16 protein-coding genes are annotated in these 18479 nt (G+C 61.2%); 9 read left to right on the forward strand and 7 right to left on the reverse strand.

Annotated features, from left to right (window positions below; all coding sequences use genetic code 11):
* Positions 1–2: 2 nt before the first annotated feature.
* Together cueR and POS15_RS13795 are read right to left on the reverse strand one after the other, a co-directional pair.
* Positions 3–482 (reverse strand): Cu(I)-responsive transcriptional regulator, encoded by a 480-nt coding sequence (gene cueR, locus POS15_RS13790; RefSeq protein WP_187788201.1) that lies wholly within the window; start codon positions 480–482, stop codon positions 3–5.
* Positions 483–497: 15 nt separating this feature from the next.
* On the reverse strand, positions 498–2993 hold the full coding sequence (locus POS15_RS13795; RefSeq protein ID WP_284128324.1) for a heavy metal translocating P-type ATPase: 2496 nt from the start codon (positions 2991–2993) through the stop codon (positions 498–500).
* A gap of 237 nt (positions 2994–3230) precedes the next feature.
* On the opposite strand from POS15_RS13795, the gene POS15_RS13800 reads away from it, so the two are divergent.
* A complete protein-coding gene (locus POS15_RS13800) occupies positions 3231–3587 on the forward strand; it encodes a metalloregulator ArsR/SmtB family transcription factor (protein ID WP_187788203.1) in 357 nt (118 codons plus the stop codon).
* 153 nt (positions 3588–3740) lie between these two features.
* On the opposite strand, the gene POS15_RS13805 is transcribed toward POS15_RS13800, so the two are convergent.
* From POS15_RS13805 to POS15_RS13825, 5 genes are all read right to left on the reverse strand, one after another.
* Positions 3741–4136 carry a hypothetical protein gene (locus tag POS15_RS13805; protein WP_187788204.1) on the reverse strand — a complete coding sequence of 132 codons (396 nt, stop codon included), beginning with the start codon at positions 4134–4136 and terminating at the stop codon, positions 3741–3743.
* A 62-nt stretch (positions 4137–4198) separates the two neighbouring features.
* Positions 4199–7345, reverse strand: a complete 3147-nt coding sequence (locus tag POS15_RS13810) for an efflux RND transporter permease subunit (RefSeq protein ID WP_284128325.1) — start codon at positions 7343–7345, stop codon at positions 4199–4201.
* A gap of 12 nt (positions 7346–7357) precedes the next feature.
* Positions 7358–8476, reverse strand: a complete 1119-nt coding sequence (locus POS15_RS13815; RefSeq protein ID WP_187788206.1) for an HlyD family efflux transporter periplasmic adaptor subunit — start codon at positions 8474–8476, stop codon at positions 7358–7360.
* On the reverse strand, positions 8473–9012 hold the full coding sequence (locus tag POS15_RS13820) for a hypothetical protein (RefSeq protein WP_187788207.1): 540 nt from the start codon (positions 9010–9012) through the stop codon (positions 8473–8475). Before POS15_RS13820 ends, POS15_RS13815 begins: the two co-directional genes overlap by 4 nt.
* A gap of 34 nt (positions 9013–9046) precedes the next feature.
* Positions 9047–10375 carry a TolC family protein gene (locus POS15_RS13825; RefSeq protein ID WP_187788208.1) on the reverse strand — a complete coding sequence of 443 codons (1329 nt, stop codon included), beginning with the start codon at positions 10373–10375 and terminating at the stop codon, positions 9047–9049.
* A 315-nt stretch (positions 10376–10690) separates the two neighbouring features.
* On the opposite strand from POS15_RS13825, the gene POS15_RS13830 reads away from it, so the two are divergent.
* The 8 genes from POS15_RS13830 to POS15_RS13865 all read left to right on the forward strand — a co-directional run bounded on the left by POS15_RS13830 (position 10691) and on the right by POS15_RS13865 (position 18477).
* Positions 10691–11716, forward strand: coding sequence for a cation diffusion facilitator family transporter (locus tag POS15_RS13830; protein ID WP_187788209.1), 1026 nt, complete (start codon positions 10691–10693; stop codon positions 11714–11716).
* Between the two features lie 90 nt (positions 11717–11806).
* A complete protein-coding gene (locus POS15_RS13835; protein WP_284129648.1) occupies positions 11807–12145 on the forward strand; it encodes a metalloregulator ArsR/SmtB family transcription factor in 339 nt (112 codons plus the stop codon).
* A gap of 364 nt (positions 12146–12509) precedes the next feature.
* Complete coding sequence (locus tag POS15_RS13840; RefSeq protein WP_187788210.1) at positions 12510–13064, forward strand: DUF4148 domain-containing protein; 555 nt, start codon at positions 12510–12512, stop codon at positions 13062–13064.
* Positions 13065–13246: 182 nt separating this feature from the next.
* Positions 13247–16102 carry a heavy metal translocating P-type ATPase gene (locus POS15_RS13845; protein ID WP_284128326.1) on the forward strand — a complete coding sequence of 952 codons (2856 nt, stop codon included), beginning with the start codon at positions 13247–13249 and terminating at the stop codon, positions 16100–16102.
* Between the two features lie 251 nt (positions 16103–16353).
* A complete protein-coding gene (locus POS15_RS13850) occupies positions 16354–16764 on the forward strand; it encodes a MerR family transcriptional regulator (RefSeq protein ID WP_187788212.1) in 411 nt (136 codons plus the stop codon).
* A complete protein-coding gene (locus tag POS15_RS13855; RefSeq protein WP_187788213.1) occupies positions 16761–17279 on the forward strand; it encodes a ClbS/DfsB family four-helix bundle protein in 519 nt (172 codons plus the stop codon). Before POS15_RS13850 ends, POS15_RS13855 begins: the two co-directional genes overlap by 4 nt.
* Positions 17280–17501: 222 nt before the next feature.
* Positions 17502–18200 carry a DUF305 domain-containing protein gene (locus POS15_RS13860; protein ID WP_187788214.1) on the forward strand — a complete coding sequence of 233 codons (699 nt, stop codon included), beginning with the start codon at positions 17502–17504 and terminating at the stop codon, positions 18198–18200.
* Between the two features lie 10 nt (positions 18201–18210).
* Entirely contained in the window at positions 18211–18477 is a 267-nt protein-coding gene (locus tag POS15_RS13865) for a glutaredoxin family protein (protein ID WP_187788215.1), read from the forward strand.
* The last annotated feature ends 2 nt before the right edge of the window (positions 18478–18479 follow it).

The following is an 18479-nucleotide window of genomic DNA, read 5'->3' on the forward strand; positions in this document are numbered from 1 at the left end:
GATCAATGAGAACGCGGCTTTTTCGGCGTTGCGTTGGCACGCTCGCGGCGCGGCACGGCGCCGGTGCGCGCTTCGGGCTCGTCGCCGCCGGCATCGGGCTGCTCCAGCGTGTGCAGGATTGGGCATTCGGGCCGTTCGTCGCCCGCGCAGCACCGGATCAGAGCCTTGAGCGTCCCGGCCATCTCCAGCATGCTTTCGATGCGCCGGTCCAACTCGGCGATGTGCTGCTGGGCCAGGCGCTTGACGTCAGCGCTCTGGCGCGCCTTGTCGTTCCACAGCCCCAGCAGGTCCGTGATCTCGGCCACCGAAAAGCCGAGGTCTCGCGCGCGCCGGATGAAATGCAGGCGGTGGACGTCGTCCTGGGTATAGGCGCGGTAGCCTGCATCGGTGCGGTCGGCCGGGGGAATCAGGCCGATCTGTTCGTAGTAGCGGATCATCTTGGCCGAGACCTTCGAAGCCTTGGATGCTTCACCGATGTTCATGGTGTTCCTCCTTTCTTAATGAGCGGTATCCGCCGCCAGTGGCGGCTGGAAGCGGCGCAGGCGGAGCGCGTTGCCGAGCACGAACACGCTCGACACCGCCATCGCGCCGGCCGCGAAGATCGGTGACAACAGCAGTCCATAAGCGGGATACAGGACGCCCGCGGCCACCGGGATCAGCGCCGTGTTGTAGCCGAAGGCCCAGAACAGGTTCTGGCGAATGTTGCCGATGGTGGCCTTGGACAGCGCGATGGCGTTGGGCACGCCCTGCAGGTTGCCGGACATGAGCACCACGTCGGCCGATTCCACCGCCACGTCGGTGCCTGTGCCGATCGCCAGGCCCACATCTGCCTCGGCCAGCGCCGGGGCGTCGTTGATGCCGTCGCCTACGTAGGTGATCTGGCCGTGGCTGGCCTTGAGTCGGCGCACGGCTTCGACCTTGCCCGCGGGCAGCACTTCGGCCACCACCTCGTCGATGCCAAGCTGCCTGGCGATGGCTTGTGCTGTGCGCGCGTTGTCGCCAGTGATCATGGCGACCTTCAAGCCGAGTTGATGCAAGGCAGCGATGGCCGTGGGCGTGCTGGACTTGATCGGGTCGGCCACTGCGATGATGGCAGCCAGCCGGCCCTCGATGGCAGCGTACAGCGGCGACTTGCCTTCGTTGCCCAGCCGCTCGGCGGTGCCCGCGAACGCACCGACGTCCAGTCCCAGCTCACGCATGAAGCGATCGGCACCGACTTCGACGCGCGCGCCGTTCACGGTGGCGCGCACGCCCATGCCCGTGACCGAATCGAAATCCGTCATGGTCGGCAACGCGATGCCCCCTTCCACGGCCGACTCGACGATGGCGCGCGCGATAGGATGCTCCGAGCGCGATTCCACGGCAGCGACTTTCGCCAGCACCTGGCTGCGATCAAAGCCCTCGGCGATCTCCAGGTCGGTCAGGACCGGGCGGCCTTCGGTCAGCGTGCCGGTCTTGTCCACGGCCACCACCTTGGCGTCCTTGAGCAGTTGCAGCGCTTCGCCCTTGCGGAACAGCACGCCCATCTCGGCACCCCGGCCCGTGCCGACCATGATGGAGGTCGGCGTCGCCAAGCCCATGGCGCACGGGCAGGCAATGATCAGCACCGCCACGGCATTGACCAGCGCGAAGGACAGCGCCGGCGACGGGCCGAACACCAGCCAGACCAGGAAGGTCAGCACGGCGGCCAGCATGACGGCAGGCACGAACCACAGCGTCACCTTGTCCACCACGGCCTGGATCGGCAGCTTGGAGCCTTGTGCCTGCTCGACCATGCGAATGATCTGCGCCAGCATGGTTTGCCCGCCCACCGCAGTCGCGCGCAGCGTCAGCGCACCCTTCTGGTTGACGGTGCCGCCGACCACGGTACTGCCTTGCGTCTTCTCGACAGGGATCGGTTCGCCGGTGATCATCGACTCGTCCACGAAGCTGCGGCCCTCGGTCACTTCGCCATCGACCGGCACCCGCTCGCCGGGGCGCACTTCCACAATGTCGCCCAGGGCCACATCGTTGATGGGGATGTCCACGATGCTGCCGTCGCGCAGCACGTGCGCCTCCCTGGCCTGCAGGCCGACCAGGCGCTTGATGGCCTCGGACGTTCGGCCCTTGGCCCGCGCCTCAAGAAAGCGGCCCAGCAGGATCAGCGCCACGATCACGGCGGCCGCCTCGTAATAGACGTTCACCGTGCCAGCCGGCAGCAGCCCGGGCGCGAAGGTGGCGACCATCGAATAGCCGAAGGCCGCAGCCGTGCCGACCGCCACCAGCGAGTTCATGTCGGGACCCAGGCGGAACAGGGCCGGGAAGCCCTTCTCGTAGAAACGCCACCCGGGAATGGCGAGCACAAGCAGGGTCAACACGAACTGCAAATACCAGCTCTGCTGGATGCCGATCGTGGCTGCGACCCACTCGTGCATGCCAGGAATCATGTGCGAACCCATTTCAAGCACGAACACCGGCAGCGCCAGCACGGCGGCCAAGGTCAGGTCGCGCTTGAGTTTGGCGCGCTCGGCGTCCTTCTTCTCGACAGCTTCCTCATCGGCGTGGGCGCCGGTATCGACCGGACTGGCTTCGTAGCCGACTTTCTCGATGGCCGCGATCAGGTCCTGTGCGGCGGCGACACCGCGCACGGTCGCGCGCTCGGTTGCCAGGTTGACCGTGGCTTCAGTGACACCTGGAACGGCTTTGAGCGCCTTCTCGACACGGCCCACGCAGGACGCGCAGGTCATACCCTCGACAGCCAGTTCGACCGTGCCAGCAGGCACGTCGTAGCCGACCTTCTCGACCGCCTGGATCAACGCCATGCGATCGACAGGCGTCGACAGGCGGATGTTCGCCCGCTCGGTGGCCAGATTAACGGATACGCTGTCCACGCCCGGCACCTTGGCCAGGGCGGCCTCGACTCGGCCGACGCAGCTCGCGCAAGTCATGCCCTCGATGGGCAGGCTGATCGCTGCTGCGGCGGCACGAGCATCACTCGTTATCGGCGTGCTCATGTTTGTTTCCCAGAGTTGATATTAGACACGGGGGAGCTTAGGGATTACCATCGTGGGAAGGTCAAGCGATTTTTTCGGGTAGTGTCAGGTTTCAGATATGGTCCGGTGCGCGGGGAAACGATGGGCCTTGGCTGCCAGGTTCGCCCTGGTCCCGGGCTACGCGCGCTTTCAAGCGGTCGCGGCCTCGTTGATCCTGAAGGGCGAGAACAGCCGTTCGAGAGTAGGAATTTTTGAGAGATGACTCCACGCAAACCAGCCAGTGCTCCGCAGAAGGGCCCAAACGTCGATCTGGCCTCCCTGTCACAGAACGACGTGACGATCCTGGCCGAGACCTTCCGCCTCCTGGGCGACCCGTCCCGGCTGAGAATCATGCTGTGCTGTATGAAGGGGTCTACTTCGGTTGGTGACATCGCAGAAACTCTCGACCTCTCGCAATCACTGGTGAGTCACCACCTGCGGCTGCTGCGTGGAGCGAGGTTGGTCAAGGGCGTGCGCCAGGCCAAGCAGATCTTCTATGAGGTGGCCGACCAGCACGTGAACCAGGTGCTGCTGGACATGGCCATCCACATCGCCGAAGACCATAGCGACGAGTAGCCGGCGGAGCCCGCACCGATGACGATGACATCGAAGTTATTGTCCATGTGCAATCTCCTGAGGTGGTTCAGACGCGAAGTCTGCCAACGCTGATATCGCTGGAGAATCGGGCCGGCGACACATGGCCGCCTGTCCCAAAACGGTTGCCCGCCTTTACGGAAGGACGAATCGTATGCTGTTGACTTTGCCCCCACGCTCGACTTGAACTACGGCTTTCGCACCCTTTGCCGCGAAAGCGCCATTGTTTTCCAGGCGGCTGCCGTCGGCAGCAGGTGACAGTTGCACCTCCTGCTTCTGCGCGCCCGCGAGCAACACGAGCTTGGCCTTGGCATCGCTGACATTGACCTCCTTGCCATGGTCGCGCAAATAAAGTTGGGCGAGCGCGGGTTGAACAACAAGTTCGTAGTCCACGTCATTGGCTTCGACGACGACACCAGCGTGGCGAGGCGTGTGATCGTGTTCATGGTCGTGATCATCGGCGGCAAAAGCGGTCGCAGACGCCATGGTCAGGGCAATGCCGGCCAGCACTGAGCGTTTGAAGAGTTGCATGGATAAGCCTCCTGGGGTGGTGGAAAGTATCGGAAAGGGAGTGGCGGTCGAGTGCGGCCGCATCAAAAGGCCTCTTCGCTGCGTTCGTCGACCAAGCGCTCGGCCGGCTTGCGACCGAACAGCCAGAACATAGTCGGGGTGAGGAACGTATCGAGCAGCGTCGAGCTCACGAGACCCGAGAAGATCACTACGGCGACTGGGTGCAGAATCTCGGTCCCAGGACGCTCGGCCTCGAACAGCAACGGTGCCAGCGCGAAGGCGGTTACCAGCGCAGTCATCAGCACCGGGCTGAGACGTTCCAGCGAACCGCGCACAATCATTCGTTGGTCGAACGACTCGCCTTCCAGGCGCATGAGGTTGAGGTAATGGCTGACCTTCAAGATGCCATTGCGTACTGAGATGCCGGCCAGTGTGATGAAGCCCACCAGCGCAGCGATCGACAGTGGTTGTCCAGACAGCCACAAACCCACCACCGCTCCGACAAGTGCCAGGGGAATGTTGACCATGATCAGCCCCGAGAGCACCACCGACTGATAGCGCGTGTACAACACGACAAACATCAGGACCAGGGAAACGATGGAGAGCATGCCGACCAGACGCGAGGCCTCCTCCTGGGCCTGGAATTGCCCACCCATGGTGATGAAGTAGCCTTCGGGCAGACGCATTTCCGCCACCACGGCGCGAATGTCGGCAACGACGTCGGAGAGCGGCCGGCCTTGGGCGTTTGCCGAAAGCACGATGCGCCGGCGTCCATCGTCGCGGCTGACCTGGTTGGGGCCGTCGCTTTCCTCGATGACGGCCACCTGCGACAGCGGAATGCGGCCCATGGGCGTGTCGATCAGCAGTCGCTGCAAGCCGTCAACCGAGCGCGCGTTCTCCGGCAGGCGGATCACTAGCGCAAACCTGCGGTTTCCCTCGACGACCTCGGTCACCCGCTCTCCTTCCACCAGACCTTGCAGGGTGGACAGGATCTGCGGCGCGGCAATGCCGTACCGGGCGGCGGCGGCGTAGTCCACCCGCACCTTGATTTGCGGTGCCAGTACCTGCTTCTCGACCTCCAGGTCGGCCACGCCCGCAATGCCAGCCAGCTTCGTGCGTAACTGTTCGGCCTGACCCCGTAGCGTGTCCAGGTCTTCACCGAAGATCTTGATGGCAATCTGGGACCGAACACCCGACAACATATGGTCGATCCGGTGCGAGATCGGCTGTCCGATACCGACCGAGCCGGGCAGGTTCGCCAAACGGGAGCGGATGTCGGCCGTGATCTCATCCATGGAGCGGGTGAGTTCCGAGGCCGGCAGCAGCCCCACATCTAGTTCGCTGACGTGGACACCTTCGGCATGCTCATCCAGTTCGGCACGCCCGCTTCGCCGTCCCACGTGCTGCACTTCAGGGACCTGGGCCACCAGGAGCTCTGCCTGTCGAGCCAGCGTGGAAGACTCGGCGAGCGTTACGCCGGGGTTGAGGCGCAGGCCCACGAGCAGCGTGCCCTCGTTGAAGGGAGGCAGGAAGGTGGTCGGGAAGAACGGCACTGCTGCGATTGCCAGAACCACAGCCACGCCCGCAATGCTCATTGCGGCACGTGGGCGGCGAAGCACTTGCCACAGCCCGGCTTGATAGCGTGACTTAAGCCAGGCCAGGACACGGGTGTCGCCATGATCGAGCGACTTCATCTTTGGCAGGAGGTAGTAGGACAGCACTGGCGTCACCGTCACAGAGACCAGCAACGAGGCCAGTGTGGAGACGATGAAGGCGATACCCAGCGGCACGAAGAGACGACCCTCCATGCCAGGCAAGGCAAACATCGGCATGAACACCAACACGATGATGACCGTCGCGTACAGGATGGCCGACCGGACCTCCATAGAGGCCTGGGCGACGATTTCCAGCGGGTTCAAGCGCTTGCTGGGGTCGCGGGCGCGATCCTCCTTGAGTCGGCGCATGATGTTCTCGACATCCACCACGGCGTCATCGACCAGCCCGCCAATGGCGATTGCCAGACCGCCAAGCGTCATCGTGTTGATCGACATGCCGAAGTAGTGAAACACCAGTCCGGTGACGAAGATGGAGGCCGGGATCGCAGTCAGCGCGATCACGAGCGGGCGAAGTGTGCCCAAAAAGAAGAACAGGATTACCGCGACGAAGGCGGCCGCACCGATGAGCTTGCCTTGCAGGGTGTGGATGGACGCTTCGATGAAGTTGGCCTGTCGGAACGTCACTTGCGGCTCAGACATGCCCGCAGGCAGCGCCCCCTTCATATCCGCCAGCGCGGACTCGATGGCCTGGGTCAGCGCGATCGTGTCTGCCGTCGGTTGCTTCTGTACGCCCAAAATGACGGCCGGCATGCCCTCAAAACCGGCATCGCCGCGCTTGATTGCGGCAGCGAAGCGCACGTCTGCGACCTGATGCAGCAAGATCGGCTGTCCGCCACGGACCGTGAGCGGCAGATTGCGCAGATCATCGAGTCGGGATGTGCGCCCCAGGTTTCGGATCAGATACTCGCGGCCATTGAGTTCCAGAAAGCCGCCGGACGTGTTGGCCGAAAAGTTCTTCAGAGCGGCGTCCAGGTTGTCGGCCGTCACGCCTAGTTCGCCCATGCGAGAGGTGTTGGGCTGGACCTGGAATTGCCGGACCTCGCCGCCGATCGGGATCACCTGCGCAACGCCTGGGATGGCCATGAGCCGCGGACGCAGTACCCAGTCGGCGTACTCACGGGTGTCCATCGCCGAAAGCGGCGGCTTACCGGACGTTTCCTTGCCGGGCTTGGCGCCGATGGGGATCGCGATCTGCATGATCTCGCCCATGACCGAGCTGATCGGCCCCATGGTGGGCGTCACGCCCGGCGCAATGCCTTCTTCCAGGGAGGAAAGCCGCTCGGAGACCATCTGGCGCGCGCGGAAGATGTCGGTACTCCAGTCGAAAGTGACGTAGATGAACGACAGGCCCGCGCTGGAGACCGAACGCACGCTCTCCACGTTGGGCAAGCCGTTCATGGCTGTTTCCAACGGGAAGCTGATCAGTTGCTCCACTTCTTCGGCCGCCATGCCTCCGGCCTCCGTCATGAGCGTGACGGTCGGCTTGTTGAGATCAGGGAAGACGTCAACGGGGGTGCGTGACAGCGTGAACGCACCGTAGGCCATCAGCACTAGTGCACCGATGATCACCAGCAGCCGGTTGCGCAAGCTGTTTTCGAGTATCCACTTGAACATGAGTGGTGCCCCTTATCGAACCTGATTGATGAGCGCGGCACCTTCAATCACCACGCGGTCGCCTGGCTCAATGCCAGAGGTCACCGCAATGGAGTCGCCATCGAGCGGGGCCGTGATCACGACGCGCGGCTCGAAGCGTTCCGCTTGATGCTTGACCCACACGATGTTCTGATTGGCGGCATTCTTCATGAGCGAGGCCACGGGAACCCGATAGCCTTGAACTGTGGAAGACTCCTGGGCATAGACGGCCACCGGTTGGCCGACGACCAGGCGCGACTGGTTGCCGCCCGCGCTCTTGAGGAGCAGTGGCAAGGCTTGTTCGCGAAGACTGCTGGCCGCGCCAACCACCTCCAAGGCCACGTTGCGGCCATTGACCGCGATGTGGGCGCCCGCCAGGTTCTGTGCCAGGCCGGGGTCATAGGTCAACGCTTCGACATACAACTGGGTGGGATCGACGACCTCGAACACCAGCTCACGCGCATCTACCACCTGACCAGCTACGGCCGGGCTCGCGGCAATGACACCACTGACGGGGGCTTTCAGCACATCGCGCCCGGACAGGCCACCAGATAGTGCGCGGGCGCGTGCCGCCAAGCTGGCGACTTCGCTTTCCGCAACCTCAATTTCCTTGCGAGGGACCGTGTCCGCCAGTTCCTGCACGCGGGCCAGGCGCTTGCGGGCCAGCACCTGGGCGGCTTGCAGTTCAGCGATCTGGGCCTGTTGTCCGGACCGTTCGAGAACGCCGTTGGCGGGTTCGACATAAGCGAGCACGTCGCCTCTTTTGACCGCTTGTCCGATCTTGGGTAACCCCTGCGGGCCTGGCACCAGCCGGCCCATCAGCATCGACTGCACGCGTCCGCCCGCATTTGGGTCCATGACCACCTTGCCCGCCAACTCATGCGTGCGAGCCAGGGGTTCGGGCTGTACTGGGCGTGTGCGCACGCCGATCTGGCGCTGCGCAGGTTTGGGCAGAAAAACACTGCCATCGGGTTGTCGCTGAGGACCGTTGGCCGAAGGGGCCGGAGCGGCATCGCCGTGATCATGTCCCTCGTGTGCCTGGACATTGCCAGCGAGACTGAGCGAGAAGGCCGCGGCCAGGCTCAGGGCTGCAAACTGCTTGATCGCTCTCATGCTGCACTCCGTTCGGAAGCCGAGCGGCGGCGCAGCCCCCACAGGAGCAACCCTGCCCCGACAAGGGCGCCACCGCCCCACGCATAGGGCGCAGAAAGGACCTTGGATGCACCATCTTGCGCATGGTCATCGACGTGAATGTCTAGCGCTCCCGCCAGCAGGTCGACTTGGTCACCGGCTGTGACCGTGGCCATGATCGGTGTCTCGCCATCAGGCAGTGCTTCGGCGAGTTCAACCTCGAATTCACCTTCGCCGTGGGGCTGTACCTTCACGGTCTTGCCGCCGATTTCCAGATCCAGCTCTCCCTGGGCAACCGGACGGTTGTCCGGCGCATGATCCAGGTACAGCGCCAGGCGCTGACCGTGCAGGACGCCGACCAGCTCAAAATCGTCAGAGGCTGCGACAAAGCGCGGAAGCGCCTCGCCGGCCGGCGCCGCAGGCGCGTCGTCATGTCCTTCGTGTGCCCACGACGCCGTGGCGGCGCAGGCCAGCGCGACGCTGATCGCCGCGGCGCGCCAGTTTTTTCGTATGTTCATGGCAGTTTCCGTGCTCATAAGATGAAGCGCGCTTTCAGCGCACGTTAGGGGATTGCTGAATAGCAGGCGTCTGTTCAGGCAGGACCCCCTGCGCCTGCAAGAACAGCGACACGGCAGAGGCGAGTTCGACCCGGGCCAGCAAGGCTTGGCGTTCCGCGTCCGTGGCTTCCTGCTCGATACGCAGCCGGGTAGGCATGTCGGTTTCGCCCAATGCAAAGGACTTTTGGTAGAAACCTCGCGTCTGCTGTGCCAGCCGCTGCCGTTCGGCCGCCGCCTCCAACTGCGTTTGGGCCGCACGAGCGCGGGCCTGAGCGGTGCGTATGTCAGCCAGCAGGCGTGACCTCTGAACCACGAGTTCGGAGTCTGCTTCCAGCGCCACCGCGTTCGCACTGGCCCACTGTTCGGTATGTCGGCTGCCCGAACCGAAGGGAATGCGCACGCCGACCGTGATGGTCTGGCCATAGTGTTCTCCCCGAGCCCCGCGATCGCGCGTGGTAGAGAGTGTCAACTCGGGGTTGTCCCGCTTCTGAACCGCTACGCGTTCGGCCTGCCGGCGTGCCGCCTGCGCCTTGCTTTGCAACTCCTGCAGCAGTGGATGTTCTTCGGGAACGGTTTGAACGGCAGACGAAGCTCCGATCGCACTTCCAAGCAGGGACAGTTCTTCGACGGCCAGGACCGGTGGAACGGCGAGCGAATCACTGCCGATCATTGCCAGCAGCGCTTGCCGCTCGGACTCTTCCTGTGCCTGCGCCTGTGCGAGTACGGTGCGTGCCAGCGCCACGGCTCCATCCGCCTGGTTGCGGTCAGCTTGCGCCAGATCGCCGGCGCGTACCCGACGCGCAACGTCTGCCGCAAGCTTGGTCGCATTACCCTGTTGGTCTCGCGCAGCCGTGAGTTCGGCGACCGCACGCTGCCAGCTCCACCACGCCTGCCTCACCTGGCCTGCGGTGCGCAGCTTCGCGGCCTGGATTCGGCCGGTCAACGCTAAGCTCTCGGCATCGGCCCAGCGCGCTGCCGATGATCGCTCGCCCGGAAGCCACAACGGAATCGCAACGCCCACTTCATACTCGCGGGCACCATCGCGGTCAGTGAATCGGTCGGTCTTGCCCGACAGTTCCAATGCCATCGGCCCTGACGTTAGGCTGTCGGCAGTCGCACGCCGGGCCTGTGCTGCCTGCCGCCAAGAAGATTCGGCAGTTGCTTCGGGCTGACGTTCCCACGCTGATTGCCACAACTGCACCATCGAAGTGGGTTCGACGGCTGGCTGCACGGGCCGGTCATTCACGGGCTGAGCGGACGCAGCCGCCGCCCACAGCGCGCATAAGCCTACAAACAAACTTCTTCGTTTCCGAATACTGAACATCTAAATCTCCACCGACGGCAGAAAGCCGGTTGGTCTATCAATTTCTTGAGGTGCGAGCTTCTGCGGGCGCATTGATCAAGAGTGAACGATAGAACAATTGTACATGTGTTCACATGAAGAAAGAAGACATTGTGATTTTGGAAGTTTTTCAACAATCGTCAGCGGAGGGCATAGCCCTAAAAAGCTCGTATGGCCCGAGGCCAGACGTGGCGTGGTTGCAACGATTGAAGCGTGGAAAATACTTCACATGAACACGTATTCATGCGTTATACTTGTTCCCGAAACTTATCCAACGCCTTTCGTCAGCGAGGTCCCATGTCCCAACCGAACTCGTCGCACGACCATGGTCATGACCATGACCATTCCCACACGCCGACCGTAACCGGCGCCAACGAGCGCAAGGTCCTGATTTCCTTCATCCTGATCTTCACCTTCATGGTGGTGGAGGCCGTGGGCGGCGTGCTGTCCGGCTCTCTTGCGCTGCTTGCCGATGCAGGCCACATGCTTACCGATGCGGTTGCGCTGGCCCTGGCCTATGCGGCGTTCCGATTCGGACGCCGGGCAGCCGACAGCAAACGCACGTTTGGCTATCTGCGTTTCGAGGTGATTGCCGGGTTCGTAAATGCTGTGACTTTGTTCGCGATCGTCGGCTGGATCGGATACGAGGCATGGGAACGCTTCTTCGATCCCCCGCAGATCCTCGCAGGCCCGATGATGATCGTGGCGATCGCCGGCCTGCTGGTGAACGTGTTGGTCTTGTGGATCATGACGCGGGGCGACACCGACCACGTCAACATAAAGGGTGCTGTCCTGCACGTCATGGGTGATCTGCTGGGATCGGTGGGTGCCATCGTCGCTGCAGTTGTCGTCATGCTCACGGGGTGGACGCCTATCGACCCCATCCTGTCCGTTCTCGTGGCGGCGCTCATCCTGCGCAGTGCCTGGAAGCTCCTTGCCAAGTCAATTCATATTCTGCTGGAAGGGGCGCCTGAGAACGCTTCGCCAGAACAGGTCGAGCACGGCCTCATGAACTCGGTGCCGGGGCTGGCAGCGGTGAGCCATGTACATGTCTGGCAACTGACCTCAGGCCGCACCCTGGCGACTTTGCACATTCGGCCAAAGGCGGATGAGCAAGCGAAGGCGGTGGCCAAGTTGGTCGAGAAAGAACTCAAGGAGCGTTTCAGTGTCGAGCACGCCACAGTCGCCATTGACTGGAACACTGATGCGGACGAGGCCGCTTGCAGCCTTCAAGCCGTGGCCCAAGGCGCTGTAGATCACGAGCACGATCACGGCCATGAAGACCATGAGCACGGCGACTCAGCCAATGGGCATCGTCAGTGATGCGCATTTTCCAGTGCGCGTTTAACAGGAGTATCCGAAGCCATGAGCGATGAAACCCACGCAATTCCATCGAGCAGCGAGGCAACGACGATGCCCCATCACCATGCCGAGACCGAGACCGAGACATTGGAGATTTCTCAGGCCGAAGTGTCCGTGCTGGCGGAGACATTTCGCCTGCTAGGAGATCAATCGCGACTGAAGATATTGCTGCAGTGCATGCGGGGATCGGTTCCCGTGGGTGAGATTGCCGAGACGCTGGACCTTTCTCAGTCGCTGGTCAGCCATCACCTGAGGCTGTTGAGAGGCGCGCGCCTAGTTCGCGGCGAGCGTCATGCCAAGCACATCTTCTACAGCATCGCGGATCTGCACGTCAGTCAGGTACTGAGGGACATGGCAGAGCATATCTCCGAAGACAGAACCGATGACTAGCGCTGCGCAAACGCGCTCGGTTTCGCTGGCTGTGCGACCTTAGTCATCAAAAAATTGACCTCAGGCAAAAGTGGGGGCGAACACCAAAACGACGGTGTTCGCCCTTGGTTTTTTCGGTCTTCTACTTTTGAACGAGGCTGGTGCCGCGCCAGCGGAGGCTTAAGGCACGATTGACCGGCGCCCCCGCTTACTTCTTGTGCGCCTCCTGTTCCATTTGTGCAGCAAGGGTGCGCAACGGCTCATTACCGCATCTTTTATATTTATACATGAACACATCTTCATATGTATGATATGATTCGTTTAAGCAGTCTCGCTATGGAGCTGCTCCATCGTGTCAATGTTCATAGCGTTAAGGAGAACGGATATGTCCCAGAAACTTCGTGTTGCAGCTATGCTTGCCGCCGCCCTGTGTGTCGGTGCTGCCCATGCTCAACCGTTGCAGGCCGCCCTAACCGGCGCCGAAGTCCAGTCGGATATGCAAGCATGGAAGCTGGCGGGCATGGACAAGTTCCAGCAAGGCAACTCCAGCCCCGATACCTTCAGCCCCGAGTACCAAGCTGCTTACCAGCGCTACCTGCAACTGGTGCAAGGTGACAAGTACCAGGCACCGGCTGCAGGTAAAACCCGCGCAGAAGTCCAAGCCGACCTGGAAATGTGGAAGCGCGCGGGTCTTGCCCTCTATGCCGCCCGCACGACGGCTGTGTTTTCCCCGGCTTACAACGCTGCCTACCAGCGCTACCTGAAGGCCAAACTCGGCGCCGACTACCAAGCGCCTGCTGCCCTGACTCGCCAAGCTGTCCAGGCGGACCTGCAGAAGTGGCAGGCTGCCGGCCTGGATCAGTTCTGGCGCGGTGACGCGACACCGGACACGTCGTCGCCGACCTATCGCGCCGCGCTGGCGCGTTACGAGCAAATGTAACGATGCATTCCGTGTGGCCGGACGTGCGGGTTGGAAGGCCCTAAAGACCGCCAAGTGATCGGGATATTTTTTTACCGAACATATAAACATCTTTTCATGTGTGTTATTGTTTATATGAATTCTGGCGGGTTGAGGGCACCAAGTTGTACGTCGGCCACGCGAGTTAAAACCAGGAGATCGTTATGTCTTTGGAAACAGCGGAACGCACGGGTCAGCCCGGTGAACGGCTGGGCTTTCGTGTAGAGGGCATGGACTGCGCCAGTTGCGTCGGCAAGATCGAAACAGCGCTGGCGCGCCTCAGTGGTGTATCCGACGTGAGCGTCAATTTCACGAGCGAAACTCTCTCGTTGACCCGTGATGCGACCGGCGGGACGACGGCAAACGTGATTGCGAAGAAGATCCGCTCGCTCGGCTTCGGCGTCGAGCAGCTTCCCGCGTCCGCGATGCCCCAGTCGGCACCGCGCGCGAACGACAATCACGTCCCCCATGGTCATAGCGCATGCTCCGGCCACCATGACCATGGGGCTCATAGCCATGCGGCCCAAGATCACAATGGCAAGCACGAGCCATCGCAAGAAGGCTGCTGCGGCGGTCATCAGGACGGAGGGCATGCTCACCGAGGTCTCGATGACCGACACGCAAAGCAAAACGGCGTCTCCCACCCGCATGAGCATATGACAGGAGCTGGTTGTGCGGGCCATGACCATGCGCACGGGGATCATCACGATCACGATCACGGCTGCGATTCAGAGCACAAACACAGCCATACCCATGGTGCATGTGGAACCCATCAACATGGGGCCCCCGCCACGCGGCGCGCAGATCCCGAGTCGCCACCCAACGTCTCGATGCGCGTCGAGGGCATGGACTGCGCCAGTTGCGTCGGCAAGATCGAAACAGCGCTGGCCCGCATGCCAGGAGTTTCAGACGCTCGCATTAACTTCACCGCTGAGACGCTGGAGCTAACGCTGGCGACAGGAGCGAGCACCCAAGTCGGCGACATCGAGAAAACAATCAAGAGCCTCGGCTTCGGCGTGTCAGATATGCGACGCACCGATGGTGCGAGTGCATCGCCGATCGCTCCAGCCTCTCCTGCGCGCAATCAGCGCTGGTGGCAGACCCGAAAAGGCAAGCATGTCATCGGACTGGGCGCGTTGATGGGTTCAGCCTATGCGATCGCGCAACTGGTTCCGGGCTATGCCGAGTGGATCTTTGCCGCTGCTGTGATCGCGGGTGTCGTCCCGTTTGCCCGTAAGGCTTTCGCATTGGCGCAGTCGGGGTCGCATTTTTCCATCGAAACATTGATGTCGGTCGCGGCGATTGGCGCGCTCGTTATCGGCGAAGCCGAAGAAGCTGCAGCCGTTGTCTTCCTCTTCGCCGTCGGCGAACTGCTGGAGAGCGTGGCCGCTGGCCGTGCGCGCGCCGGTATCAAAGCACTGGCATCGTTGGTGCCGAAGACTGCCGTTCTGCTCGATCCCAACGGGGGACAACGCACCGTGCCTGCGTCCTCGCTGAAAATCAATGATCGCGTCCTGGTTCGCCCCGGCGACCGCGTTCCTGCGGACGGCGAAATTCTGCATGGCGAGTCGAGCCTTGATGAGTCACCCATTACGGGCGAGTCCGTACCTCGCCAGAAGGCGATCGGCAACGAGGTTTTCGCCGGTTCGATCAACGTCGACGGCGCACTGGAAGTGCGGGTTGAGAAGACCGCATCGGACAACACCATCTCGCGCATCATTCAATTGGTCGAACAGGCCCAGTCCTCGAAGGCTCCCACGGCCCGGTTCATCGAGAAGTTCAGCCGCTACTACACCCCGGCGGTGATGGCAATTGCCGCGCTGATCGTGGTCGTACCGCCGCTGACCATGGGGGGGGAATGGGCGACTTGGCTGTACCGTGGCCTTGCCCTTCTCTTAATTGCTTGTCCATGCGCATTGGTGCTGTCCACACCCGCGGCCATCGCTTCAGGTCTGGCGGTAGCAACACGCCGTGGTTTGCTGATCAAGGGCGGAAACGCCTTGGAGACCATCGGTCGCGTCCGAACCATTGGATTCGATAAAACTGGCACGCTGACGGAAGGCAAGCCGTGCGTGACCGAAGTCGTAGCCTACGAGCAATTCAAGAAGAATGAAATTCTGGCGATGGCTGCGGCAGTCGAATCCGGCTCCAACCACCCCTTGGCCAAGGCGATCGTCGCACATGCTGATAGCACCAACACGATCGTTCCGAAGGCTACCGACGCTTCTGCTATAGCCGGCAAAGCTGTTCGGGCTGTGGTGGAAGGCAAAGCGCTGGCCGTGGGCTCGCCAACGCATGCTTCGCAGGTTGCCACTCTCACCGCCGAGCATCGCCGCAGCATCGAAACACTTGAAGATGAAGGCAAAACGGTGGTCGTACTCTTTGAGGAAAAGATGGGGGCAGTCATGGGATTGCTTGCAATGCGCGACGAGCCTCGCCGAGATGCCCGCGAGGGCGTCGCCAGGCTCAAGGCCATGGGAGTGCAGTCGATCATGCTGACCGGAGACAACCGGCGCACGGCTCAGGCGATCGCCGACAGCCTGGGAATCGACTGGAAGGCTGAACTCTTGCCGCAGGACAAGCTGGACTTGATCAACAAGATGAAGCGCGATGACAAGGTTGGCATGGTTGGCGATGGAATCAATGACGCGCCGGCTTTAGCTACAGCTGACGTCGGTATTGCCATGGGTGGCGGCACTGATGTGGCACTGGAAACCGCTGATGCTGCGCTTCTGAAGAGTCGGGTCAGCGATGTGGCTCACTTGGTTGAGCTTTCGCGCGCGACCATGGCCAACATCCACCAGAACGTGGTGTTCGCGCTTGGACTCAAGGGTCTGTTCCTGGTCACCACTGTTCTGGGCATGACCGGCCTCTGGGTTGCCGTTCTTGCCGATACCGGGGCGACGGCATTGGTAACGCTCAACGCGTTGCGCTTGCTGCGGTTCCGCGGTGTCGAGAAGCCAGATGACGGGCAGGGAAAAGACCATCGTTCCAGCCAGTCACTGCGCACGTCTCACTAAGCGTGCTTTCTCAGTTTGCTCGCCCCTTGCCTACATAGATAGAAGGGAAAGTTCGCCTGAAGGGCCCGGCCCGGTCTTCCAGGCGATCGTCGGCAAGAGCGGCCTAAAAGCGCAGATCGGACACCAGGGCTGATTCGCTTTGCCGTTCGACGAAGCTCAAAGGCAACGAGCCAAGTGTCAATGTAGGTTTGTCAGATTTTATGGGGCCGCCGCTTCCAGAACGGATACGGCTAGTTCGAATGGAGGGATGCGTGAAAATTGGAGAACTAGCAAAGACGACTTCAACGACCACTGAAACCATCCGATTTTACGAGCGTCAAGGATTACTAAAGGCGCCTGGGCGAGGAAAAAACAACTACCGCCACTACGATCCTGAACATGTGACCTATTTGAATTGGATTCGTATGTGTCGCGCCCTGGAAATGTCAATCGACGATATTCGCGAAATTCTATGTCTGGTCAGTGAGCCAAATAGGGCTGGCGATGCTGCGAATGCACGCATTTGCAAGCACCTTTTCGACCTCGATGTTCGTGTGGCTCATTTAATGGAACTCAAAACATCACTGTTGGATTTGCGAAGGTCGCTGATGCAGCCTAGCCTTCAGGAACATACTGCGACGTCCTTGGTCACTGGCGGTAGGTTTAGCAAGGCGATCCAATGAACGTCCCACGTACTAAAGCAGAGCTGCTTCGGTCGCTCATGACGCTTCATCGCAAGTTCTCTGTTGATGTGGCCACAGTTTCACGCGACGAATACCAAAAAATCGTATGCCTATCCGACAGCCCGCACTCTATCGACATCAGTGTTCTGGCCATTCACACGGACCTCGTTGCTTGGAATGTCGCATCCTTAAGGGCGGTGGCCCCTACTGCAAGTAGCCTGAATCCTATTCATCTGAGAATGCATGAGATGACACGGAAAGTGCGGACGTCTGCCTTGCTGCTTCGTGCGGAATGGATTGACCTGGACTTCGAAAACCTCAAGCAGCGACTAAAGAGCGCTGAAAGCGATGTTATTTCCTTTGTGAATGATCAGGCTCCTCACGATTTATACAACGATTCGATTCCTCTAGCACAGAATCCGAGACGTCTCATTCAGTTCTGCACACCGGCCTCTTATGAGGAAGCGAGAGCTCAATTGCGTCATTGGAAAGCAGTAGTTTCACGCAATTCCTAGCTCCTGTGGAAGCAGAAACTGCGAGGCCATCGGTGATCACATGTGGCTGGGCGCGAGGCGCTTCATTGCAGGTATTGAAATAGACGACATTGGAATCGAGCACTTTTGGCATGAGCCCGTAGCCGTGCAGCGCCCAGGTGACGAAGCGAAACAAGGAGCTTGACCTTCCAACAATAGGAAGCCCTACAGTGACTCCATCAGCCTCATCCAAGGAGTTTCTTCATGAAGGTCAACAAGTTCAGCCTCTTGTTCATCGTCGGAGCGGTGGTGGTCGCCGCGGGCCTAATGGCCGTCCAAAAGAACGTGGACCCGCCGGGTGAAGCGGCGCAGGCCATTGCCAGAGGAGGTCACCAGGAACACGCAATGCCGTCGAGCGCGTCGTCCACAGACAGTCCCTCCACGACCGCGTATCGCGCCGTGAATGACCAGATGCACGCCGGGATGGGGGCGCAGTTCACTGGCAACCCCGACGTAGACTTCATGCGCGGCATGATTCCGCACCACCAAGGCGCGATCAACATGGCCAAGGTAGCGCTGCAGTACGGCAAGGACCAGGAGGTCCGCAAGCTGGCCCAGGAGGTCATCACCGCGCAGGAAGGCGAGATCGCCATGATGAACAAGTGGCTGGGGGAAAATGGCCAACCTGTGGCGGCCGGTAGCTCAGGCGATGCCTCGACGGCCGTCTATCGTGCCGGGAACGATCGCATGCATGCAGACATGATGATCAACTTCAGCGGCGATGCAGACGTCGATTTTATGCGCGGCATGATCCCGCACCACCAGGGCGCGATCGACATGGCCAAGGTGGCGCTGCAGTACGGCAAGGACCAGGATGTTCGAAAGTTGGCCCAGGAAGTCATTTCCGCGCAGGAAAGCGAGATTGCCATGATGAGAAATTGGCTGACTGCTCGGGGCAAATAAAGGCGCAACCATGCCCCAGGCCAGCACGCCGCACATCCTCATCTACAGCACTCCGACATGCCCAGACTGCCGGGCGCTGAAGGAGTGGCTGTCCCAGCAGGGCATTGCGTTTGCAGAGCGCGACCTGACCAACCCTAAGATTTCCGCAGAGGTCAAGTCTCGAACCGGTACGCGCGTGGCCCCGATCACGATCATCGACGACGAGGTCTTCTATGGCACTTTCGCGAGCCAGAAGCCCAGGTTGATAGAGGCGATAGGACTTTCGACAAGTCAATGAAC

Origin of the sequence: Stenotrophomonas sp. BIO128-Bstrain (assembly GCF_030128875.1) — a bacterium.
Classification (GTDB): domain Bacteria; phylum Pseudomonadota; class Gammaproteobacteria; order Xanthomonadales; family Xanthomonadaceae; genus Stenotrophomonas; species Stenotrophomonas bentonitica_A.

Coding starts and splice junctions, on each gene's coding strand:
- cueR (WP_187788201.1), bottom strand. CDS start 482: ATGAACATCGGTGAAGCATCCAAGGCTTCGAAGGTCTCGGCCAAGATG.
- POS15_RS13795 (WP_284128324.1), bottom strand. CDS start 2,993: ATGAGCACGCCGATAACGAGTGATGCTCGTGCCGCCGCAGCAGCGATC.
- POS15_RS13800 (WP_187788203.1), top strand. CDS start 3,231: ATGACTCCACGCAAACCAGCCAGTGCTCCGCAGAAGGGCCCAAACGTC.
- POS15_RS13805 (WP_187788204.1), bottom strand. CDS start 4,136: ATGCAACTCTTCAAACGCTCAGTGCTGGCCGGCATTGCCCTGACCATG.
- POS15_RS13810 (WP_284128325.1), bottom strand. CDS start 7,345: ATGTTCAAGTGGATACTCGAAAACAGCTTGCGCAACCGGCTGCTGGTG.
- POS15_RS13815 (WP_187788206.1), bottom strand. CDS start 8,476: ATGAGAGCGATCAAGCAGTTTGCAGCCCTGAGCCTGGCCGCGGCCTTC.
- POS15_RS13820 (WP_187788207.1), bottom strand. CDS start 9,012: ATGAACATACGAAAAAACTGGCGCGCCGCGGCGATCAGCGTCGCGCTG.
- POS15_RS13825 (WP_187788208.1), bottom strand. CDS start 10,375: ATGTTCAGTATTCGGAAACGAAGAAGTTTGTTTGTAGGCTTATGCGCG.
- POS15_RS13830 (WP_187788209.1), top strand. CDS start 10,691: ATGTCCCAACCGAACTCGTCGCACGACCATGGTCATGACCATGACCAT.
- POS15_RS13835 (WP_284129648.1), top strand. CDS start 11,807: ATGCCCCATCACCATGCCGAGACCGAGACCGAGACATTGGAGATTTCT.
- POS15_RS13840 (WP_187788210.1), top strand. CDS start 12,510: ATGTCCCAGAAACTTCGTGTTGCAGCTATGCTTGCCGCCGCCCTGTGT.
- POS15_RS13845 (WP_284128326.1), top strand. CDS start 13,247: ATGTCTTTGGAAACAGCGGAACGCACGGGTCAGCCCGGTGAACGGCTG.
- POS15_RS13855 (WP_187788213.1), top strand. CDS start 16,761: ATGAACGTCCCACGTACTAAAGCAGAGCTGCTTCGGTCGCTCATGACG.
- POS15_RS13860 (WP_187788214.1), top strand. CDS start 17,502: ATGAAGGTCAACAAGTTCAGCCTCTTGTTCATCGTCGGAGCGGTGGTG.
- POS15_RS13865 (WP_187788215.1), top strand. CDS start 18,211: ATGCCCCAGGCCAGCACGCCGCACATCCTCATCTACAGCACTCCGACA.